Genomic DNA, 20,527 nt, shown 5'->3' with positions numbered 1-20,527 from the left:
CACATGCGAGTGGTTGGGCTACCATTATCCAAGCTACAAGAAGTTCTTTTCAGAAGTGGACGGAAAGACAGCGTTGGCATTTTGGCATAAGTATCCTTTCCCTACTCGTCTGACAAGCGTGGGGGTGGAGGAACTGGCAGGATACTTACGGGAATTGAGCAATAACGGACTATCGACCAAGAAGGCAGAACAGATTCTAACCCTAATAGCCGAGGATGGCGATACTAGCCGCGATTTTCAAGACAAGAGGGACTTTATCGTCCAAGGACTTGTTCGTAATATCCGATTCTACGAGCGTGAAATAGCCCGAATCGAAAATGAAATCGAAAGCCTGATGAAGCAACTAGGTTTCCAACTTGAGACGATGACAGGCATAGAACTTGTTACGGCGGCTGAATTGGTGGCGGAGATTGGAGATATTCACCGCTTTGCAAGCCCTGACAAACTGGCACGATTCGCCGGAATAGCTCCGATTGTAGCAGGTTCAGGAAATAAGGTTCGGTACTATAAGAGCAAGCAGGGCAACAGGGAACTACACGACATCTTCAAAGCCCTTGCTATCAGACAAATTGCAGTAACCCGTACCAAGAAAGAGCCACGTAATCCTTACTTCCATGCTTACTATGAGCAGAGAATGGCGGCAGGAAAGACCAAACAACAAGCGATTGTCTGCATCATGAGAAAACTGGCCAACGTCATCTATTACCTGATGAAAACCAAGTCAGCATATGTAATCCCAGTAGTATCCAGTAATGAAGCGGCATGATAAAATCATAGTATCGGGCGGTGATTGTAACACAAACAAGTCTGCCGCCCATTTTATCGCCCATAGTACGCTTTATAAACTAGGATACGTATGAAGGTGAGATCGATAATCTGCTTGTGGCAAGCAATGAGGACTGTAGAATTGGGAGTATCTATAGCAATACAAGCAGGGAATGTACATGAAGAGAATCCGAATGTGGATTTGAATATAAGGCTTTTTGATTCTTTATCAGATGCTGATCAGACAATTGATCTATTGAACAATATTGAGGGCAGGAAAATTGGCTCAGGTTTGAGTACTGATGCTTCCAGAAAAGATATAGCTCCATGAAATGGGTCTCTATTGTGGAAATGCTATACACTGAAACAACGATAAGACATTATATTGTTCTACAATTTCTATCAGAATTCAATATAATGAAGCAAGGAACAGGATGAACCAGCTTGATGACAATGGTTTTTATAATGAAATTAAGGCGAGGTGAAAAGCGTAGAGAAAATGAGAGGTTTTAGACTGAAGGTAATAACATTGCTCTTCACATTAATATTATTAGTAGGGTGTCAGGATAAAAGTACCTTGAGCGATCAGATAATAAAGGAAATAGATAGTAAATGTATGATGAATGATTATTGCAATATATCACTTCAGGAGATCACAACTTTTAAATGGGATAAGATGGCTATTTTTCAAGTAGGAAGTTCCAACTCGCAAATTAGTAAAGCTTTAGGAGTTGAATATAAAGGTCCAACGGATTTAATGACTGGAATGATATTTGTGTTGAACAATCAGATTGTCTATGAGGAAAAAATACCCTATGATCCAGAGCACCCTAGTAAATTGCAGATTTTAATTGAAAGAAAACCCAATGAGCCTAGTTGTGTAAGTTTTACTTTGAAAAATGCTGTGGTTCAAGGGGAAAAGGAAAAGATAGACGGTGTTACTTATTATTCGATTAATACAAAGATAGAGTAGGGAAATAACATTTTTATTCCAAAGGTTTTGGTGGTTTATGACTGCCAGAGTCTTTTTTTTGGGGGAGCGAACGCAGCGGGAGATTACCAAGGAGCTGGGGATCAGCTGATCGAATGTGTCGCGGATTGAGAAGCGCGCTTTGATGAGGCTTTAGCATGAATTTTATAAGGTGAAGCGGTAATTTAAAAGTAATAGTTGAATAAGAACCAGAGAGACATACTCTTTTTCTCAACAGAAGGAATAAGTTGCTTAAATAGTCGTATTGAAGAAGGATTGCTCTTCAGAGTTGAAGAGCAATCCTTCTTTGTCTTGTTTATAGATTCGGATATGACTAAACAAATTTTCGTCTCCAACTGAAAATAATAAGTTATTCGAAAGTTGATCGAAATAAATTGACAACTCCATAAAATTGATATATCGTAAAATCATAAGAATATCGAAATGAAATCAAAACCTAAACGAAATCAAAATAAGGAGTGAGATGAAAGCTATGGAATCAGTAAAGAGATCATTAATCCAACTATTAGGAAAAGAATATATGGAAGCTGTAATAGCTGGAACAATTGCTCTTTATGACCTTGATAATGAAGAAGCAGTAAGACTGGCCTCTGATGAGGTTGAATTTATGCCAGAGGCGTTCATAAAAAAGGTGGATCATCTATTAACGGAAGTAGGAACTCAGCTTATTCCTGAAATTAAGATCTCCAATTCAGGTGCGCCTACAGATGCTTTCAAAAAGGCTGCTAATATGAAGGCGAGTCCTCTTGGCGGTTTAGGCTACCTTCGTTTGGGTGAAGATGGAAGGCTTTACTTGGTGACCAAAAGCGAGCATTATCACACACCTCTTGGTCATAATTTCCCAGGCTACAAACTGATTGAGAATGCAAAGGCTCTGGGCATTACAAACGCTACACATAATAACACAAGGGGATATATTACACGCCTGCTTGAAAGGGAACTCGTTCGAACGGTTAATGGTATAGATCAAGAAGAAACGGATGCTGTAGATCAAATACTTGTTTCTCAAGAGCCCTATGTTTTAAACCGAGTACTTAATCTTGATACAGGAACTTTATCTTGTGAAGCGGGAATCAAAATGATGCTGTCGAGGTTTTATAAACTCGATTATAGCTTTCCCGAACCCAAGTATGGGGATCGAATACCTGTATTCTTCGTTATTGCTGATAATGAAGGGGGAGGAAAAGCGAATTATCATGGAACAACAATCATCGCCCAGACTATGCGGGATTTATGGCCTGCTATGTACGAGAAGATGAGTGAAGCGGGAATTATGAAGGTTTGTCCCGTAAGCATCAATAACTTTGAAGATTTTAAGACCAAATTCGATGAATATAATAAGCCGCCCTATAAGGCTGCTGGATTCATCCATGAAATTATTATGATGAATTATGGTGGAATCAAGCTTGAAGAGGATTTCTTGAAAAAAGTCTATGAGCTTTGCCACGACAATGATACTCCGATTATGTGTGATGAGATTCAGTCATGTATGTGGTATCCAGGCATGTATCTTTTCAGGGAATATGGATTAAATCCGGATTTCGTAATCATTGGAAAAGGCTTCCCAGGGGGCCAGTATTCAGCTTCCCGTCTCATTACTACTTACGAAATGGATAGCCTTAATCAATTCGGTGCATTGGTTACTAATGGACAGGAAGAATTGGCGGCCTTAGCGTATCTCATCACGATGAAGTTTGCTGAAGAAAACGCAAGCTACATCCGTGAGATGGGTTATTATTATGAAGGTAAGCTAAGAGAGCTTGCACTGCGTTATCCATCCTTAATTGAGTGCATAGAAGGAAAGGGGCATCTTGCGAGCATTTTCTTTTATGAGGTAGACAATGTTCTTACATTTACTAAGATTCTCAACGATAACTGTATAGATATTAGCGCTCAAACCTATAAAGCGATGTGTCCGCCGGCTGCATTGACAAAACCGCCGATTATTGCGACAAAAGCTATGCTAGACTTTTTCGTGCTTAAAATGGATGAAGTGCTAAAAATGATTTCAGAAGAGGCGTGATTTGATGTCGGAACAGAAAATGGAAGAACTTAATATTGAAGAGAGAAGAAAAAGGATTTTGGACTTGCTCCATACAGAAGGCAAAGTGAAGGTAATTGACTTAAGTAAACGCTTTGGGATTTCGGAGGTCACAATCAGAGGCGATCTGGATGGACTGGAGCAGAATGGCTTACTTGAACGCATTCATGGAGGTGCGGTTAGTACTTACAAAAGCTATTACAATATGAACTTTCATGACCGTATGGGAACGAATCAAGAGGAAAAACGGAAGATTGCTATTGAGGCGGCTTCCATGATTAATGATGGCGATACCGTTATCCTTGGTTCTGGCACAACACCGCTTTTTGTGGTTAGAGAATTAAAAGAGCAAAAGAATCTGATCATTATCACCAATTCTATATCTGTTGCCCAAGAGGTGGGTTACAACAAAAATATCAAAGTCGTTGTATTACTAGGTGGCAATATTAATGCCGAGTATCAGTTCACCTCAGGAGATGACGCAATAAGCCAATTAAACAAGTATAAGGCTGACAAACTCATTCTCTCATCAGATGGCGTTAGCCCAGAGTTTGGGGTTACAACGTATCATCACCTTGAGGCGGAATTGAATAGACAAATGATCGCTAGAGTGAATAAGACGATTGTAGTTGCTGATTACACGAAAATTGGCAGGTCCAGTTTTTCGCATATAGAAGGCATTGATAAAATTGATTGCTTAATTTCTAATCATAATGCAAACAAGGATGATATCGAAGCTATTCAGGAAAAAGGGATTGAAGTACGTTTGGTTTAGGGCTGCAAATCATATTACTGGGGGTTTTTAAAATTATAATCGGATTAGTAAAGGAAATTAAAAATAATGAAAATAGGGTGGGACTTACACCTGGTGGTGTAAGCGAACTAGTAGGAAATGGGCATAACGTACTTGTAGAAAAGGATGCTGGCATTGGGAGCGGCTTTGAAGATGGGCAGTATTTGGAGGCTGGAGCCGTAATATTGGATGATAAGAGAGAGCTTTTTAACCAAGCGGAAATTATTGTGAAGGTTAAAGAGCCGCTAGAATCGGAGTATGAGCTTTTCAGACCAGGGCAGACACTCTACACTTACCTGCATTTAGCTCCAAACTTAGCTCTAACCGAGATGCTAATTGAAAAAAGGATTACGGGAATTGCCTATGAAACCGTACAGCTTGCCAATGGACAGCTGCCTCTTCTTGCCCCAATGAGTGAAGTTGCCGGCAGAATGTCTGTTCAAATCGGAGCAACTCTTCTTCAAAAATATAATGGTGGAATGGGCATTTTACTCGGTGGGATTCCTGGAGTAAGTAGTGCCGAAGTGGTTATTGTAGGCGGTGGAGTAGTAGGAACCAATGCTGCAAAGATGGCAATAGGGCTTGGCGCAAGGGTTACCGTATTGGATGTGAGTAAAAATAGGCTTGTTTATTTGGATGATATATTTGGTGGAAGAATTTCAACCTTGATTTGCAACGAATCTAACGTAGCACAGGCTGTAAAAAAAGCTGATTTGCTAATTGGAGCCGTTCTGGTTGCAGGTGCCAAAGCACCCAAAATAGTAAAAGAAGATATGGTAAAGACAATGAAAAAAGGCGCGGTAATCGTAGATGTAGCAATAGACCAGGGTGGATCTATAGAGACAATCGATCGGGTGACGACGCATGATAAACCCTATTACGAGAAATATGGAGTCATTCACTATTCGGTTGCCAATATGCCTGGTGCGGTGCCGAGAACATCCACATTTGCCCTCGAAGCAGCTACACTGCCTTACCTTGTTCAAATCGCTAATAAAGGTGTTAATCGTGCCCTATTAGAGGATCCTTCTCTTCTAGCAGGACTGAATACTTATAATGGCATGATCACTTGTGAGCCAGTTGCAGTGAACCTTGGATTTGATTATGTAGATCCAAAGCAATATTTATAAAAGTCACTAAATCTTGCCATCACGTCAAACCTAGCGAAGCGGACGGAATCGTTCTGAAGAAGCGATAGCGTTCGCCTTTGTCTCCTTATTTCTACCCCTAAGGGATAGAATCAAGAAATAGGGAGACAACAGCGATCGTAAGAATGATCCGTCCGCGCAGCGGGCTTCTACGCACAAGAAAGGATGATCCAGGATGTCAGCCAAAGAGATTCAAGATTTAAACCAACAGCTTGAATATTTAATAGGCATTGACATTGGAACATCAGCTATAAAGGGGGTACTCATGTCTTCAGGAGGCACTATTGTTTCCAGGGAGACGGCTCAAACCCAGTATCAAACTTTTGAAGGCGGCTGTATCCAGTTCGATGCTAATCAATTGTATAGGTTGACTGCAGATTTAATTCGCAGATTGGCTGCTGCACTTCCAGAAGGTGCTTCAGTAGCAGGGCTCAGTCTATCATCAGCAAGCGGGAATACCCTCTTGGTGGATGACAAGGGTGAGCCGTTAATTCCTGCCTTCAGCTGGATGGATTCTCGTACAGATGAAGAAATAGAAAAGGTGTTTGGGAAGCTGGAGGAAGACGAAGTACATGAATGGATAGGCTGGCCGTTGATTAAGACCTTTCCTTTAGCACATCTTTCGTGGCTGAAATGTCATAAACCAGAGCTGCTTGAGAATTCAGCAAGAGTTTGTATGAGCACGGACTTTATTAACTTTAAGCTGACTGGCGAATGGGGAATTGATAGCTCTACGGCTACCACCTTTTATCTTCAGGATCAGAAGTCTGCAGATTATCATCTTTCATTCCTGCAAAAGTTGGGTATTCCAAAGTGGAAGCTCCCGTCCATACATAGTCCCGGAACTATTGTAGGACAGATTACCCCAAATGCTGCGGTAGATACGGGGCTCTCACCTGGAACACCTGTGGTGCTTGGTTCATTCGATCATCCGAGTGCAGCAAGAGGAGCGGGTGTGCTGGAAGAGGGACAGATGCTCATCTCTTGCGGAACTTCTTGGGTAGGCTTCTATCCTGTGAAGGAACGGGAAAAAGCGATCAGGCAAAAGATGCTGGTAGATCCTTTTCTCCAACCCGAAGGCCCTTGGGGAGCGATGTTTTCCCTTCCAGCAATTGCCACATCGATAGATAAATACATTTGCCATTATATTTCCAATGAACATGATCGCTACCAGACGTTTAGCAAGCTTGCAGCTTCTGCAGAACCTGGGGCAGGAGGACTTATGATAAATCCTTTGCTCGAGGATGTCTTAGGCGTTCAGGCAGCATACACAAAGGCAGATATAGCAAGGGCGTTAATGGAAGGCACTGCATATCTCTTGAAAATGCAGATGGAACGACTGGAGACGGAAGGTATGCATGTTTCTTCCGTAACTATGGTAGGCGGGCCTTCGGAGACATATCCCTGGCCGCAAATCGTAGCTGATGTTCTTGGCATGGAGCTCTGCACCATTAATGGAACCTGTGCAGGAGCTGCTGGAGCTGCTATTTTAGCAGGCATTGGGCTGGGTATTTATACAGATGCAAGAGATGCTTTTGATCAGACTAGCTTTATTAAGATTACTAGGATACCGGATAAAGCAGCTCATGAAGTTTATAAGGATTGTTATCGTGAATTTAGTAGCAAAAACATTCATTCTGGAGGTGACTCGAATTGAGTAATCTATTTGAGGTCAAGGAAGTAGATAAGATTTTTTATAATGAGAAATTAAGAGATTTTCTGCCTGAGCAGATGATTGATATCCATACCCACGTTTGGTTAGATAAATTCAGGCTGGAATCCGCGAGTGCACCTGTGAGGGCTGTAACTTGGCCATCTTTGGTTGCGAAACAGAATCCGGTGGAGGACCTTATAGAAACGTATGAGCTTATGTTTCCAGGCAAGAAGGTAACTCCACTCATGTTCTCACAAGTTAGCCTTAATTTTGACATTACCGCAGGTAACGAGTATATAAGCAGATGTGCGGAGCAATTAAATTTTCCGTCCTTGATGGTAACCAAGCCCGAACAGAGTGCCTCTTATTTTGAAGAAGAAATTGAAAAAGGCGGGTTTTTAGGATGTAAGGTATATCTAAATTTCGCAGCGCCTTATATACCAGAGAAGGAAATACGTATTTTCGACTTTCTACCGCCTCATCATCTAGAAGTCCTGAACAGGCGCCGCTGGGTTGCGATGCTCCATATACCTAGAGATGGCCGGCTGAAAGATTCCGTAAATCTTGCACAGCTGTTGGAAATAGAAAGGAAATATCCGGATTTAAAGCTTATTGTTGCTCATGTTGGAAGGGCGTATTGTCCTGAGGATGTAGGCAATGCTTTCGAGATTCTTGCGGAGACAAAAAACATGGTATACGACTTCAGTGCAAATACGAACAGTTATGTATTCCAGCAGCTGATAAAAGCCGTAGGACCAAAAAGAATACTTTTTGGCAGTGACCTCCCTATACTTAGAATGAGGACAAGGCGAATTTGCGAGAATGGGAATTATGTAAATCTTGTGCCAAAAGGTCTTTACGGGGATGTAACAGGTGATGTTCACATGAGTGAGGTTGAAGGCTCTGAGGCAGAAGGTTTAACCTTCTTCATGTATGAGCAGCTTGATGCCTTTAGGCTTGCCGCCCAAGCTGAAGAACTAACGAGATTGGACATTGAAGATGTTTTTTATAATAACGCGCAACAAATAATTCAAAATACAGGCAAGGAGTAATGTGGATGAAGAAGCTGAAAATAGGTCTCTTACCTTTATACATTAAACTGTATGATGATTTTTTGCCTAGTTTAAGAGAAAAGATAGATTCTTTTCAACATACGATTATAGGTGAGCTTGAAAAGAATAATGTAGAAGTGTTCTCTGCTGAAGTATGCAGGATTAAGACTGAGTTTAAGGAAGCGATCCATTTCTTTGAGAAGCAGGAGGTAGATGCTATTGTAACTTTACATTTAGCATACTCGCCTTCCCTTGAATCCGCTAGTATCCTTGCAGAGACGAAGCTTCCGTTAGTTATTCTGGATACAACCCCTACATTTGATTACAGTCCTAACCAGAACCCTGATGAGCTCTTCTATAATCATGGTATACATGGCGTACAAGACATGTGCAACCTGTTACTGAGAAATGGGAAGGACTTTTCTATTGAAGCGGGACATTGGTCAGAATCGGATGTACTAGTCCGGATCGTAGACTGTGTGAAAGCCGCAAGAATGGCTGGAAATATGAAGAAGGCCAGGGTTGGAAGAGTAGGTAAAGTATTTGAAGGTATGGGAGATTTCGATGTACCTCTAGATCTGATGCGCTCAACAATAGGAATTGAAACCGTTTTAATGGACCTGGACGAGGGAAGAAAGTTTTACGAAGAGGTTACAAATAAACAGATAGATGAAGAAATAGAAGCGGATAGCAATAAGTTTAGCGCTGCTGATAGCTTCGATGTCGCCGTTTACAGACAGTCGACGCGTGCTTGTCTTGCAGTAAGAGAATGGATCAAACAAAAGGAATTGAGCGCGTTTACTATAAATTTCATGGAAATAACTAAGCAATCGGGTATTCCCACCATGCCCTTCCTAGAAGCAAGCAAAGCGATGGCAAGAGGGATCGGTTATGCAGGGGAAGGTGACGTGCTCACCGCGGCTTTAGTGGGGGCGCTGCTTTCAGTCTATCCGGAAACCTCATTTACCGAGATGTTTTGTCCGGATTGGAAGAATAACAGCATTTTCCTAAGTCATATGGGTGAGATGAATTTAGGCCTAGCAGCTAATAAGCCTACTCTGAAGGAAATGGATTTTCCATTCACGGATGCGGATAATCCAGTCGTTGCTTATGGAAGATTCTGCAGTGGGAATGCGGTGTATGTCAATTTAGCACCAGGAAGAGACAATACCTATTCATTGATACTATCACCTATAGAAATGCTCCCAGTAGAAGGTGAAGACAGGATGGAAGGCAGCATACATGGATGGTTCAAGCCCTCTTTGCCGATTTCAGATTTTCTTTCTACCTACAGCAAGCATGGGGGTACTCATCATGGGGTTATTGTTTATGGCGATACGATGAAGGTAATGGAAAACTTTGGTGAAATGATGGGTTGGAAAGTAGTGAGAATTGGCTGAAAACTTGATATAGGGTATCGCTGATCGTCTATACTAACGAGGCGGAGCTCAGGATAGATCGGATTAGGGTTAACCACAAGAGCGTGCTACATTCACTTCTACAACTATCTGCGATTTCAGAAAAAACTAAACAGCCTTAGTCCGGTGGAGTACCGAACTAAGGCTGTTTAGTGCTACTTTTTCTCATCTGACAATGATTGTGCCATATCTTTATATGACATAAACGGAACCATTTTAAGTTGATCTGAAGGACCCGAAGCGAATCCATAAGCTACTTTATTCGTCTTGTCGTGAGTAATAATAATCGAGTTTTTTAAAATTTTATCCCAATTTGGACGAGTTCCAACCTCTTTACTATTATCGTATCCTCCATGATAATCACCTTGCCAGATTACTTGGGCTACTCCATTATTTATCTTTACATAGGTTTGCACATAACCATTGTGGTAAAAGTAGCTATTGAATTCTCCTTTTGGGAATGTATAGGTGTAACTGTCTAGCTCATTTCGCCTGCTATTTTCAAGTGTCGAAAATTCTTTATACCAAGGCAAAGAAATCGCAGCAAGTCGAGCCTCTTTTAAATTTTCACTTTCTAGTAGAGTAGGATCTGGTTTATAATCATTGCTATTTATGAAAATGATCACTCTTTCAATTTCGTAATTCACTTTGAAATTAAATAATTCGCTTATAAACCTAATTGGAATCAGTATTCTTCCATTAATAACGGCAGTCGGTGCATCCATTTTAATGGGTAACCCGTTCTTATATGCTGTTGTTTGATTAACAATCAATTTAACCTCTAGATTTGAATTATTTACTGTTACACTCGAGGACTTTGTATCCCATTTAAAAGTTAAATTTAACGACTCTAATGTGCGAATCGGTACAAAAGTTCGATTTGCTATTAAGCTAGGATTTACATCTCCTTGAACGATTTGTCCGTTTACAATTAATGTGATAGGTTTACCCTTCGAATTCGCAGCGGCGGAAGTGGTTCCTGCTTGAAACATTAAAATGATTGAAATTAGTGAGATAGCCAGAATGAACTTTTTAGTGGTTATAAGAGCTTTGATATTAGTCATTAAATACCTCCATTTGTGATTATATAATAATACATCATTATCATTCTTGCCCTGGTACATGCTATTTCACTTGTTTGTCATCCTACTTTTATTAAGCGCTTACAATGGCATGGCTCCGGATACTATACTCTTTATAGCACTCTAGCTTTTACTGTTTTGGCGTATTCGGAGGGTGACATGCCAGTTGATTTTTTGAATTGTTTAGAAAAAGAATGAATGCTGGAGTAACCATTTTGCTCGGCTATCTCGGTTAAATTGAATGTATTATCACGTATCATTGTTTTCGTATGCTCGATTTTTAATTTTTTGAAATAGTTGAGGACACTAGAGTTCGTTTGCTCCTTGAACATTGTTTTTAAGTTGGTTTTGCCAATGTTAAAATTGCGGCATAAATCATCCAAGGTTAGTGTTTTTGCAATATGAAGGTTCATATATTCGATGATAGTTTGTATCATTTCATCATCATTACGTTCTTTTGAAGCAGAGGAGAGCTTATTGTCGTACGCAAGTAGTGCGTCTTTCCTCATGATGCTTATCAAAAATAGCTCCAAATAAATTTTGATCATTTGTTCACTGGCGATGAGTTGATTCTCTTTCCTTTTCAATAGGTGATCTCGGAGTAGGTCGAAGGGCTGTTCAAAGGCATTGAAGCCCTCACGGATAATATTGGATAACAGATTTCTTTCCTCATCGCTCAAGCTGAGAACTTTATTGTCAAAAAACTTCATGCTGTGTGAATCACATTCAAAGCAGATGATGATTAAATTGGGAGCAATTTCACGATTGGCCCATACCGTATGAAATTCATTTGGCTTATGAAAAATGATATTCCCTTGTTTAAGCTGGTAGATGCTCGAATCTGCAACTACGGTAATCTCTCCTTTGTCCACGTATACAAATTCCCAGAAATCATGACTTTCCCCTTCGAAAAGAAAGCCCTTAGCGAACTCAAAATAATGGAATGACTGGAGTTTCTTGATGACTAGTGTTTCTTCTAATCTGATATCGGCAACTTCCATTTATTTTTCACTCCTATTACTATAATTGCAAATAAACTGACTTAATTGACAAAGAAAATAGCTTCTTCTATTTATATAATAGGTAAAGCTAGACGAAAGTACAACGAGTCAGTGAAAAATAACGACGCATAAAAAACTGTATAAAGGTAGGGATGACGTTGAGAGTGTTAGCAATTGGTTGCCACCCGGATGATATTGAAATTAGCTGCGCGGGCACGTTAGCCAAATATAAAAAACTGGGGCATGATGTCATATTATGCCATGTTGCTAATGGTAACAAAGGCCATTTGATCATTCCCACCGAAGAGTTAAGGGATATTAGGAAGAATGAAGCGATTTCTTCAGGTGAGGTTATTGGTGCTGAGGTAATAAGTCTGGATATGCCCGATCTTGAAATTTACGGGGATGATAGAAAGTCGAGGGACGCTGTGGTGGACCTCATTCGCTATGCCAAACCAGATGTAATCATTACGCATTATCCGGATGACTACATGCCGGACCATGTTGCTGTGAGTAAGCTCGTCTTCGATGCAAGTTTCTCGGCAACTGTCCCTTATTACAAAACGAGTCGGGAAGCCCATGCACTCAATGTGCCTATTTACTACATGGATACTTTAGCGGGGATCCGCTTCAACCCTGAGGAGTACGTAGATATTACTGATACGATGGAGCAAAAGCTAGAGATGTTAAATCAGCATCAAAGTCAGACGAAATGGCTGATGGAACACGACAACATTGACCTCAGTGAGTTTGTTACAGCGGGATCTCGGTTTCGGGGGCTGCAGTGCGGAGTGAAGTATGCGGAAGGATTCATTCCTTGTCGCGTATGGGGGAAAGTGCGTACGGGGCAGCTTCTACCTTAATGTGAATGGTAAATGACAATGATAATAAAATTGGTGGGGAGGCTAGACATATGGATTTTTTAACAACAGTTAAAGGCTCGCTGATGGAAGGTTTTTTTCCTCAGGGATGGGATTTGCGTAAAATCGATGATTGCTGTGATCACGCACCAGAGACAATTACAGATCGGCAATCATTCTGGCATGAATCTTTTAAGCCTGTGGCTTGTGACCATTTCACCGAATTCGATATGATGATGGGTCACGAAATTGCTATGGAAATTCGCAGAAGCAAGGAAATGGGGCAAAAGCTGGCGATGATTTTGCCAGTAGGGCCGATGGGAATGTACAAATGGGTGGTTTACTTCTTAAAAGAATGGAATGTTGATGCTCATCATGTGTTTGGTTTTAATATGGACGAGTGGAGCGATAGTGAGGGGAATACGTTAGAGCCCACGAATCCCAGCTCTTTTCAATATTCCATGGAGCAGGCATTTTATGGACCGCTCGGTCCATTGACCGTCCCAGTGGCACAGCGTAATTTTGCTACTAAAGAAAACCTTCCAACCTATCTGGAAAAAATAACGGCGTTAAAAAACGATGGAGCGAAACTCATTGTTGTTTTTGGAATTGGTCGAATGTGTCACATTGCCTTCTGGGAGCCGCATTTTGCAGCAGAATATGAGTCCGAGGATCAGTGGAGTAAGGCGGCGCATCGGCTCGGGGCTAAGCTCCATCCGTTAACCATTGAACAGAACGCCATTACAAGCTTTAAGAGCAGGACAACACTCGTGCCTTGTTATGCCAATACGATTGGTCCTGGCTTGTTCCTATTGGCGGATCAAATTATTGGAGGCTGTGACGGAACATTGGGAAGAGGAATGCAATGGCAAGGTATGTCGTTATGGACGACGCTGCGTCATGGTCCGAATCCATGGATTCCTTCAACCTATATGCCAACATTGCCTGGTAAATTATTTTTCATGAAGGATTTGGCTGGTCCGTTAGTTGCTGAATGTAATTAAATGGTTTCGGTATCCAGTGTGAACCTATCAGATTTCAAAAAATCGCCCGATTATATTCTATCTGGCGGTTTTTTCTGTAGACGAATGTTACAAATTAACGTATGATAATGTTATAAAGTAACTTTTTAAGTTTGAAAGAAACTTTTCGAGTTACGAAAAATTGAGGGAGTGGATTTAATTGTCGCTAAAACCAAGATTAAACCGAATGTTTAGTGCGCAAGGAAAATGTTTTGATGTGGCTGTTGATCATGGCTTTTTTAACGAGTTTGGATTTCTAGCTGGAATTGAGAATATGAAGCAAGCGATTGCGACGATTGTGGAAGCAGGTCCAGATTGTATTCAGCTAAGTATTGGGCAGGCTAGACATCTCCAATCGATTCCTGGCAGCCAGAAGCCTGGACTCGTACTTCGTACAGATGCAGCTAATATTTATGGAAGTGTGCTGCCACGTTTCTTGTTTAGCGAGCTTATCGATAAGGCTGTAGAGCAAGCCGTTCGAATGGATGCTGTATCGGTTTGTGTCAATCTTTTACTGCTGCCTAATCAGCCTGAGCTGCACTATCAATGTGTTAAAAATGTTTCTCTATTAAAAACAGAATGTGAAAAATACGGCATGCCCCTTATGGTAGAGCCTTTAGTTATGCTGGGAAATGAAGCAAAGGGCGGTTATATGGTAGATGGCGATATCCAGAAAATTTTGCCGCTTGTACGTCAAGCTGTTGAATTGGGTGCAGATGTGATTAAAGCAGATCCTTGTGACCATGTAGAAGAATATCACCGTGTCATTGAAATTGCTTCCGGTATACCAGTACTTGTGCGTGGCGGTGGAAGAGCCAGTGATGAGGAAATTGTGACCCGTACCGTAGAATTGATGAAGCAAGGTGCTTCTGGAATTGTATATGGCCGTAATGTCATTCAGCACCCGAATCCAGCTGGCATGACGAAAGCCTTGATGTCCATTGTCCACCACGGAGCCACCGAAGAGAAGGCACTAGATTTATTAGCTCAATAACATCTAAAAGGAGATCATTGATCATGTCGAAAAAAATCATACGCTTTGGTGTTATTGGCTGCGGTTTAATGGGAAAAGAGTTTGCAAGCGCGGCAGCCCGTTGGTGTCATCTTACAAATGTTGATTTTGAACCGAAGATAGTAGCTGTATGCGATGCGAATTCTGCTGCGACGGAGTGGTTTCAGGAGAACGTTACAAGCGTGGAGGCAGCTTACACAGACTATAAGGAGCTTCTTGCTAATCCTAATGTAGATGCCATTTATTGTGCTGTTCCACATAATCTTCATGCGACAATCTATGTCGATATTATTGAATCAGGTAAGCATTTACTAGGAGAAAAGCCGTTTGGAATTGATCAGGAAGCAAACCGACTCATTTCAGAAGCTATTAACAAGCATCCTAACGTCATCGTTCGCTGTTCCTCTGAATTTCCATTTTATCCGGGAGCTCAACAAATCTTTCAGTGGGTCCAAGAAAATAAATTCGGTAAAATTATCGAAGTCGAAGCGGGCTTCTGGCATTCCAGTGATCTCGATCCGACAAAAGTGATTAACTGGAAAAGGCGAATCGCTACGAATGGCGAATACGGATGTATGGGGGATTTAGGCATGCATGTCCTACACCTACCCATGCGTTATGGCTGGAAGCCGAAGTCCGTAAGAGCCTTATTATCCAAAATCGTACCCGAAAGACCAGATGGAAAGGGAAATATGGTTCCTTGTGAGACGTGGGACAATGCCATTCTGGCCTGTGATGTTGAAATGGATGACCAGCAGTTTCCTATGGTTCTATCAACCAAACGTATTGCCCCGGGCAATGCGAATACGTGGTTTATTCGGATAACAGGTACGGACTTCTCAGCAGAATTTACAACGAAAAATCCCAAACAGGTAGCTTCCTTACCTTATACACCGGGTGGAGTTCAAGCATGGCATGTCGTAGATGCTCCATATAAATCGGCGTACGGCACGATTACTGGAGGTATCTTTGAGTTCGGCTTCTCGGATTCGATTCTCCAAATGTGGGCAGCTTTCTGTGATGAGCTGGCGAATGGCAAGGATATACAGCAGCCTTTCTACTGTGCAACTCCAGAAGAAGCCTCAAGCAGCCATAAGGTTTTTACAGCAGCATTGGAGTCTAATCGAACAGGGCAAACGATATCGATCAACTGGAGGGATTAGCTTTGAGTCAGAACGAAGCGGAAGTGATCATTGCTGGGCATATCTGCTTGGATATTATACCTACAATCTACGAGAAGCAATCTGGGATGGATGCTTTGCTAGTTCCGGGTAAGCTCGTTGATATTGGTCCTGCGGTTATTTCAACGGGGGGTGCAGTTTCCAATACGGGAATTGCGCTTCACCGGCTGGGCAGCAAGGTAAACTTGATGGGTAAAATTGGGAATGATCAATTCGGTGAAGCCATTCTTACAGTCTTAAGACAGCATGGCTCGTCCTTAGTTGATGGTATGATCGTGTCGCCTAATGAGCACAGCTCTTATTCTATTGTCATTAGTCCTCCGCATATTGACCGCACCTTTCTTCATTTTACTGGTGCTAACGATACGTATTCGGCTTCAGACCTAAGTCCTGAACAGCTCAAAGGTGCACGCTTGTTTCATTTTGGATATCCTCCTTTAATGCGCAGGATGTATGAGAATGACGGTGATGAACTGGCCCAATTGCTTAAGAAGGTCAAGGACAGTGGATTGACCGTATCGCTAGATTTGGCTAAACCTGATCCTAAATCCGACGCGGGTAAGGCCAATTGGCGTGCTATATTTGCAAAAGTACTCCCGCATGTCGATGTGTTCTTGCCTAGCTTTGAGGAAATTCTCTACATGCTGCATCGTGAACATTACGATCAATTGCTGCAAGAGGCTCCATCTGGAGATCTCTTACCATTTGCGAGTGGAGCCCTCCTTTCTGAAATTTCGGAAGAATTGCTAGAAATGGGTGCTGCAATTGTTGGACTGAAGCTTGGAGAGCATGGCTTATATGTGCGAACAACCCCCAATAATAGTCGTCTTCTGGCTATGGGACTTTGCACACCTGCTCAAGAACACCATGGAAATTGGACGAATAGTGAGTTGATATCTTCTTGCTATAAGGTGGATGTTGTGGGAACTACAGGCGCTGGTGATTGCACGATTGCTGGGTTTTTACTTGGCCTGATGAGGGGTTTATCTTTGGAGGATTCACTTCATACCGCTGTCGGCGCCGGTGCGTGTAATGTAGAACAAGCAGATGCGACAAGCGGCATTCCGGATGGATCTGAGGTGTGGAGTCGAATCAGCGGCGGTTGGGCAAAGCGTGAGATGAAGCTTGATTTGCATAACTGGAGCTTTAATGAGGATGGCTTATGGCTCGGGCCTCATCACAAAGGTCAGGAGAAGGGCAGGGATAGCCTATGAAACGAAGTGAAATAGGTAAAGCGCAAGAACGCGCAGCAGCTATGTTGAGGTCTAGTGGTATTGCATTAACGGAGCATGAAATTGCGCACATTGAAGTGGCGGGTTTTGGGCTCGGAGAGCTTGACATTCAGGGCTTGGAATTAATTACTTATGTGAATACAGACCGCTACTGTGCTAAAGAATTAGTATTGTTCCCACGTCAAACATGCCCAGAGCATATACACCCGCCAATCGGTAATGATCCCGGCAAAATGGAAACCTTTCGCTGCCGCTCAGGAAAAGTATTCTTGTATGTAGAGGGAGCAGCACCGACAAGCATCCAGGCGATTGTTCCTCCAGCAAGTGAGCCTTATTACACCGTGTTTCATGAGATAGAATTACTTCCAGGTGAACAATATACAATAGAGCCCGGAATTAAGCATTGGTTTCAAGCTGGTGATGTAGGAGCCATTGTCTCTGAATTCTCCAGCACTAGCCGTGATGAATATGATATCTTTACAGATCCTCGAATCGAACGGATGCCGACCGTTATGGAAGATGAATAAGAATATCACCTCGTGAGATGATGAAATATAACTTAAGGTTGATCCTAAAGTAAGTTCTAGGGATAATAGAGTCATTGAAGAAAAGTAACGGGGGTTCTCCATGACGCATAACCAAACCATCAACCAACGTCAGCAGCAGATTTTGGATCGAATGGCTTTAGATGGCGAAGTTAAAATTGCTGAGTTGAAAGATATGTTTGACGTTACCGAAATGACCCTGCGCAGAGATCTAGAAAAGCTTGAATACATGGGACTGCTTAGGCGAACATTCGGAGGCGCTATTCTCGTTGGCAAGGATATTGCGCTGCAGGATCGTACGGGCTTAATGATGGATGAGAAAATGAGAATCGGATTGCAAGCCGCTCAGCTTGTTCAGTCCGGTGATTCGATTTTTCTGGATGGCGGTTCAACAACACTGCAGGTAGCCAGATATTTGAAACCAGATTTGAATATTACCGTCGTTACGAATGCCCTTAATATTGCTGCTGAGCTTCAAGGGAAGCAAATTTCTACAATCGTAGTTGGAGGCATGCTTCTGGAGAAAACGGCGACTTTGGTAGGTCCTATTGCAGCAGGCTCCATTGCCAAAATGGCGTTTGACCGTGTCTTTATTGGTGCCACTGGAGTGTCATTCAAGCATGGATTTAGTAACTCTAATATGCATGAAGCAGAAATTAAACGGCTTGTCATCGAGCAGGCTTCAGAAGTGAATATTGTCATGGACCATACGAAGTATGGTTTGAGGGATTTGTTTTCGTTCGCGTCTCTGAATGCTGTAGATCGAATTATTTCAAACAGCTCCCCTGATCAGGAATTGGAGGCTACTCTAAAGGAAGCCTCTGTGGAAATCGTACTAAGCTGATGAACGAGGGTATCTGCCCAAGACCGACATTGATCAGCTCCGCTGCAACCGTTCCTTTTTATAATGCGAATGCGAGGGCAGTGTGCCTGTCCAATCGAATGAATAGGTTGTAAAAAGAAGAAGCGGGGCATGCCAGAAAGCTGGCATGCCCCGCTTCTTTGTCATTATGAATAGCTTAAGAGAGCGTTAATAGACGAGAAATGTTGCCCTATTTTCCAACCTAGGGATCGAACAGTTGACAGGAGTATCATTTACCTATATATTAAATTGTATGAAACTAAATTGTATACAATTTAGTTGAAATTAAAATTCATTCAGGAGGTTTTTATTATGCAAAAATTATATACAGCTACAGTTCAAGTATCCGGTGGAAGAGACGGCAAGCTTGTGTCTAGTGATAATGTTCTGCAATTAGATCTTAGAACACCCAAAGAATTGGGAGGTCCAGGCGGTGCTGCGACGAATCCAGAGCAGCTGTTCGCAGCTGGCTATGCGGCCTGCTTCGAAAGTGCTTTGGGCTTAGTCTGCAGAACTCGGAAAATAAAAGTCGAAGGAACAGAGGTAACTGCCCATGTATCCATTGGCAAAGATACAGATGGTGGGTTCGGGCTTGCGGTTAAGCTAGAGGTGGCGATCGCAGGGGTTGAACGGGCTGTGGCCGAGGAGCTGGTTGAAGCGGCACATGGCGTATGTCCATACTCCAAAGCAACAAGAGGAAACATTGTTGTGGAGCTTCAAGTCGTCTAAAGAAATGGCCTCTGATGACGCAGATAGATGACTTCGGCAAGGGAGAGCTCGACTCTCTCCTATAGAAGTGAAGTTAGCCCCTAATCTAATCCGGCTCCTCTTAAGATGAGGGAAGGATTAGATTTTTTTTAAATATAAGTAAAGTATAAGTTTCCTCTATACTTTACTTATATTTCAGAGGGAAGAAACTTGCTTCGCCGCCAAGGACGGCGTAAGCCGTTTCTTCTTGATAGGTTGCTTTTTGCGACAAAGTTTATTAGCTGTACGTTATTGATTTCCGATAATCCTTCGGTACAACTCCTTTATTCTTCCGGAAGATACGAGAGAATGTCTTGTACGATCCGTAGCCCACCTCGAGGGCGATTTCTACCATACTCATGTCTGTGGAGACGAGCAAGCTGCAGGCGTGACGGAGGCGTAAATCATGCAAAAAATGAACATAGGTTTGACCGGTGGTTAGCTTGATAACCTCACTAATTCGCGAGACGCTCATGTCGAATTGACTGGCAAGCTTCGATAGAGTCAGGTCTTCTTGATAGTTGCAATGGATATGGTGAATGATTGGCCATACGGTTGCATGTTTAGTTGAAGTGGTTGTAGAGGAAAGAATAGGACTACTAGTTGCATGTCGTCGATATCGATCGAAGCAAATTAATATTTCTTTTAATCGAAGCTGTAAAATCGTTTTTCGCCAAGAGTCAATACCGTTATATTCCTCCAGCATATCTTCTAATAAATATTGAATCCGATCTTTATGTTTACCCTCGAACTGCGTGAATGCAGGTAAAGGACTCATTTCGATTAGTCCGGCCAAGCCGTCGTTTTGCCCCGATTCCATTAATAAATCCATGCTGAACATACAATTAAAGAGCACTAGCTCACTTCCGGGATCAGTAAACAGCTCATGCACCTGGTAGGGGAGTACAAAGGTGAAGGTACCAGGAACCATCGCGTGTTTGACCTCATTGATCGTTTCCCAGCCGCTGCCGCTAATGACATAGGAGAATTCCAAAAAATCATGCCGATGCGCACGAAAGCCATGCTCGAGCCGGTGAAGCGAAAGACTAAGCGGATAAGAGGTATGCATATTGGGATAGGATTTAAAGTATTCAGGAAAATAGGTCATGATCCGTTCGGCT

The 20,527-nt window shown here is 42.2% G+C and carries 20 protein-coding genes and 1 pseudogene; 18 read left to right on the top strand and 3 right to left on the bottom strand.

Translation table 11 applies throughout. The features are described 5' to 3' along the window. Nucleotides 1-13 precede the first annotated feature (13 nt). The 10 genes and pseudogenes from EKN16_RS13410 to EKN16_RS33715 form a co-directional block, all read left to right on the top strand. Nucleotides 14-766, top strand: a pseudogene (locus EKN16_RS13410) (transposase); the annotation flags it as partial. 126 nt (nt 767-892) lie between these two features. After that, nucleotides 893-1,096 (top strand): hypothetical protein, encoded by a 204-nt coding sequence (locus EKN16_RS13405; protein WP_164522788.1) that lies wholly within the window; start codon nt 893-895, stop codon nt 1,094-1,096. A gap of 246 nt (nt 1,097-1,342) precedes the next feature. Then, nucleotides 1,343-1,738, top strand: a complete 396-nt coding sequence (locus EKN16_RS13400) for a hypothetical protein (protein ID WP_183530742.1) — start codon at nt 1,343-1,345, stop codon at nt 1,736-1,738. 481 nt (nt 1,739-2,219) lie between these two features. Then, nucleotides 2,220-3,779 carry an aminotransferase class III-fold pyridoxal phosphate-dependent enzyme gene (locus EKN16_RS13395; protein WP_232016397.1) on the top strand — a complete coding sequence of 520 codons (1,560 nt, stop codon included), beginning with the start codon at nt 2,220-2,222 and terminating at the stop codon, nt 3,777-3,779. Nucleotides 3,780-3,783: 4 nt separating this feature from the next. After that, entirely contained in the window at nt 3,784-4,572 is a 789-nt protein-coding gene (locus EKN16_RS13390; protein WP_125657797.1) for a DeoR/GlpR family DNA-binding transcription regulator, read from the top strand. 32 nt (nt 4,573-4,604) lie between these two features. Next, nucleotides 4,605-5,720, top strand: a complete 1,116-nt coding sequence (gene ald / locus EKN16_RS13385; RefSeq protein WP_125657794.1) for an alanine dehydrogenase — start codon at nt 4,605-4,607, stop codon at nt 5,718-5,720. 193 nt (nt 5,721-5,913) lie between these two features. Further along, nucleotides 5,914-7,395 (top strand): xylulokinase, encoded by a 1,482-nt coding sequence (locus EKN16_RS13380; protein WP_125657791.1) that lies wholly within the window; start codon nt 5,914-5,916, stop codon nt 7,393-7,395. Next, entirely contained in the window at nt 7,392-8,444 is a 1,053-nt protein-coding gene (locus EKN16_RS13375; RefSeq protein ID WP_125657788.1) for an amidohydrolase family protein, read from the top strand. Before EKN16_RS13380 ends, EKN16_RS13375 begins: the two co-directional genes overlap by 4 nt. 5 nt (nt 8,445-8,449) lie before the next feature. Further along, entirely contained in the window at nt 8,450-9,844 is a 1,395-nt protein-coding gene (locus tag EKN16_RS13370; RefSeq protein ID WP_164522787.1) for an L-arabinose isomerase family protein, read from the top strand. 57 nt (nt 9,845-9,901) lie between these two features. Beyond that, nucleotides 9,902-10,015, top strand: a complete 114-nt coding sequence (locus EKN16_RS33715; RefSeq protein WP_125666221.1) for an IS3 family transposase — start codon at nt 9,902-9,904, stop codon at nt 10,013-10,015. A 2-nt stretch (nt 10,016-10,017) separates the two neighbouring features. Here the strand turns inward: EKN16_RS33715 and EKN16_RS13360 are convergent, their stop codons facing one another. Beyond that, nucleotides 10,018-10,926: a copper amine oxidase N-terminal domain-containing protein gene (locus EKN16_RS13360; protein ID WP_164522786.1), complete on the bottom strand. Its 909-nt coding sequence runs from the start codon at nt 10,924-10,926 to the stop codon at nt 10,018-10,020. A gap of 131 nt (nt 10,927-11,057) precedes the next feature. Next, on the bottom strand, nt 11,058-11,945 hold the full coding sequence (locus tag EKN16_RS13355; RefSeq protein ID WP_125657779.1) for a helix-turn-helix domain-containing protein: 888 nt from the start codon (nt 11,943-11,945) through the stop codon (nt 11,058-11,060). Nucleotides 11,946-12,109: 164 nt separating this feature from the next. On the opposite strand from EKN16_RS13355, the gene EKN16_RS13350 reads away from it, so the two are divergent. From EKN16_RS13350 to EKN16_RS13315, 8 genes are all read left to right on the top strand, one after another. Beyond that, complete coding sequence (locus tag EKN16_RS13350) at nt 12,110-12,808, top strand: PIG-L deacetylase family protein (RefSeq protein WP_164522785.1); 699 nt, start codon at nt 12,110-12,112, stop codon at nt 12,806-12,808. A gap of 50 nt (nt 12,809-12,858) precedes the next feature. Then, nucleotides 12,859-13,809, top strand: a complete 951-nt coding sequence (locus tag EKN16_RS13345) for a sugar phosphate isomerase family (protein ID WP_125657773.1) — start codon at nt 12,859-12,861, stop codon at nt 13,807-13,809. A gap of 178 nt (nt 13,810-13,987) precedes the next feature. Then, nucleotides 13,988-14,821 (top strand): class I fructose-bisphosphate aldolase, encoded by an 834-nt coding sequence (locus tag EKN16_RS13340; RefSeq protein WP_197719131.1) that lies wholly within the window; start codon nt 13,988-13,990, stop codon nt 14,819-14,821. A gap of 23 nt (nt 14,822-14,844) precedes the next feature. Continuing rightward, entirely contained in the window at nt 14,845-16,002 is a 1,158-nt protein-coding gene (locus EKN16_RS13335) for a Gfo/Idh/MocA family protein (RefSeq protein WP_125657770.1), read from the top strand. Between the two features lie 2 nt (nt 16,003-16,004). Continuing rightward, a complete protein-coding gene (locus EKN16_RS13330; protein WP_125657767.1) occupies nt 16,005-17,234 on the top strand; it encodes a carbohydrate kinase family protein in 1,230 nt (409 codons plus the stop codon). Next, entirely contained in the window at nt 17,231-17,779 is a 549-nt protein-coding gene (locus tag EKN16_RS13325) for a D-lyxose/D-mannose family sugar isomerase (RefSeq protein ID WP_125657764.1), read from the top strand. Before EKN16_RS13330 ends, EKN16_RS13325 begins: the two co-directional genes overlap by 4 nt. A gap of 100 nt (nt 17,780-17,879) precedes the next feature. Continuing rightward, on the top strand, nt 17,880-18,641 hold the full coding sequence (locus EKN16_RS13320; protein WP_125657761.1) for a DeoR/GlpR family DNA-binding transcription regulator: 762 nt from the start codon (nt 17,880-17,882) through the stop codon (nt 18,639-18,641). A 330-nt stretch (nt 18,642-18,971) separates the two neighbouring features. Further along, entirely contained in the window at nt 18,972-19,388 is a 417-nt protein-coding gene (locus tag EKN16_RS13315; protein ID WP_125657757.1) for an organic hydroperoxide resistance protein, read from the top strand. A gap of 256 nt (nt 19,389-19,644) precedes the next feature. Here EKN16_RS13315 and EKN16_RS13310 read toward each other — a convergent pair whose 3' ends face one another. Continuing rightward, nucleotides 19,645-20,514, bottom strand: a complete 870-nt coding sequence (locus EKN16_RS13310) for an AraC family transcriptional regulator (protein WP_125657754.1) — start codon at nt 20,512-20,514, stop codon at nt 19,645-19,647. Nucleotides 20,515-20,527: the final 13 nt, after the last annotated feature.

Source organism: Paenibacillus baekrokdamisoli, assembly GCF_003945345.1.
Classification (GTDB): domain Bacteria; phylum Bacillota; class Bacilli; order Paenibacillales; family Paenibacillaceae; genus Paenibacillus_Z; species Paenibacillus_Z baekrokdamisoli.
This window is presented reverse-complemented; position numbering and strand designations above follow the sequence as displayed.

Bases quoted from the DNA above. Each gene is read 5' to 3' on its own strand.
- EKN16_RS13405 (WP_164522788.1), top strand. From the start codon at position 893: ATGAGGACTGTAGAATTGGGAGTATCTATAGCAATACAAGCAGGGAAT.
- EKN16_RS13395 (WP_232016397.1), top strand. From the start codon at position 2,220: ATGAAAGCTATGGAATCAGTAAAGAGATCATTAATCCAACTATTAGGA.
- EKN16_RS13390 (WP_125657797.1), top strand. From the start codon at position 3,784: ATGTCGGAACAGAAAATGGAAGAACTTAATATTGAAGAGAGAAGAAAA.
- EKN16_RS13380 (WP_125657791.1), top strand. From the start codon at position 5,914: ATGTCAGCCAAAGAGATTCAAGATTTAAACCAACAGCTTGAATATTTA.
- EKN16_RS13370 (WP_164522787.1), top strand. From the start codon at position 8,450: ATGAAGAAGCTGAAAATAGGTCTCTTACCTTTATACATTAAACTGTAT.
- EKN16_RS13360 (WP_164522786.1), bottom strand. From the start codon at position 10,926: ATGACTAATATCAAAGCTCTTATAACCACTAAAAAGTTCATTCTGGCT.
- EKN16_RS13355 (WP_125657779.1), bottom strand. From the start codon at position 11,945: ATGGAAGTTGCCGATATCAGATTAGAAGAAACACTAGTCATCAAGAAA.
- EKN16_RS13345 (WP_125657773.1), top strand. From the start codon at position 12,859: ATGGATTTTTTAACAACAGTTAAAGGCTCGCTGATGGAAGGTTTTTTT.
- EKN16_RS13335 (WP_125657770.1), top strand. From the start codon at position 14,845: ATGTCGAAAAAAATCATACGCTTTGGTGTTATTGGCTGCGGTTTAATG.
- EKN16_RS13325 (WP_125657764.1), top strand. From the start codon at position 17,231: ATGAAACGAAGTGAAATAGGTAAAGCGCAAGAACGCGCAGCAGCTATG.
- EKN16_RS13320 (WP_125657761.1), top strand. From the start codon at position 17,880: ATGACGCATAACCAAACCATCAACCAACGTCAGCAGCAGATTTTGGAT.
- EKN16_RS13315 (WP_125657757.1), top strand. From the start codon at position 18,972: ATGCAAAAATTATATACAGCTACAGTTCAAGTATCCGGTGGAAGAGAC.
- EKN16_RS13310 (WP_125657754.1), bottom strand. From the start codon at position 20,514: ATGACCTATTTTCCTGAATACTTTAAATCCTATCCCAATATGCATACC.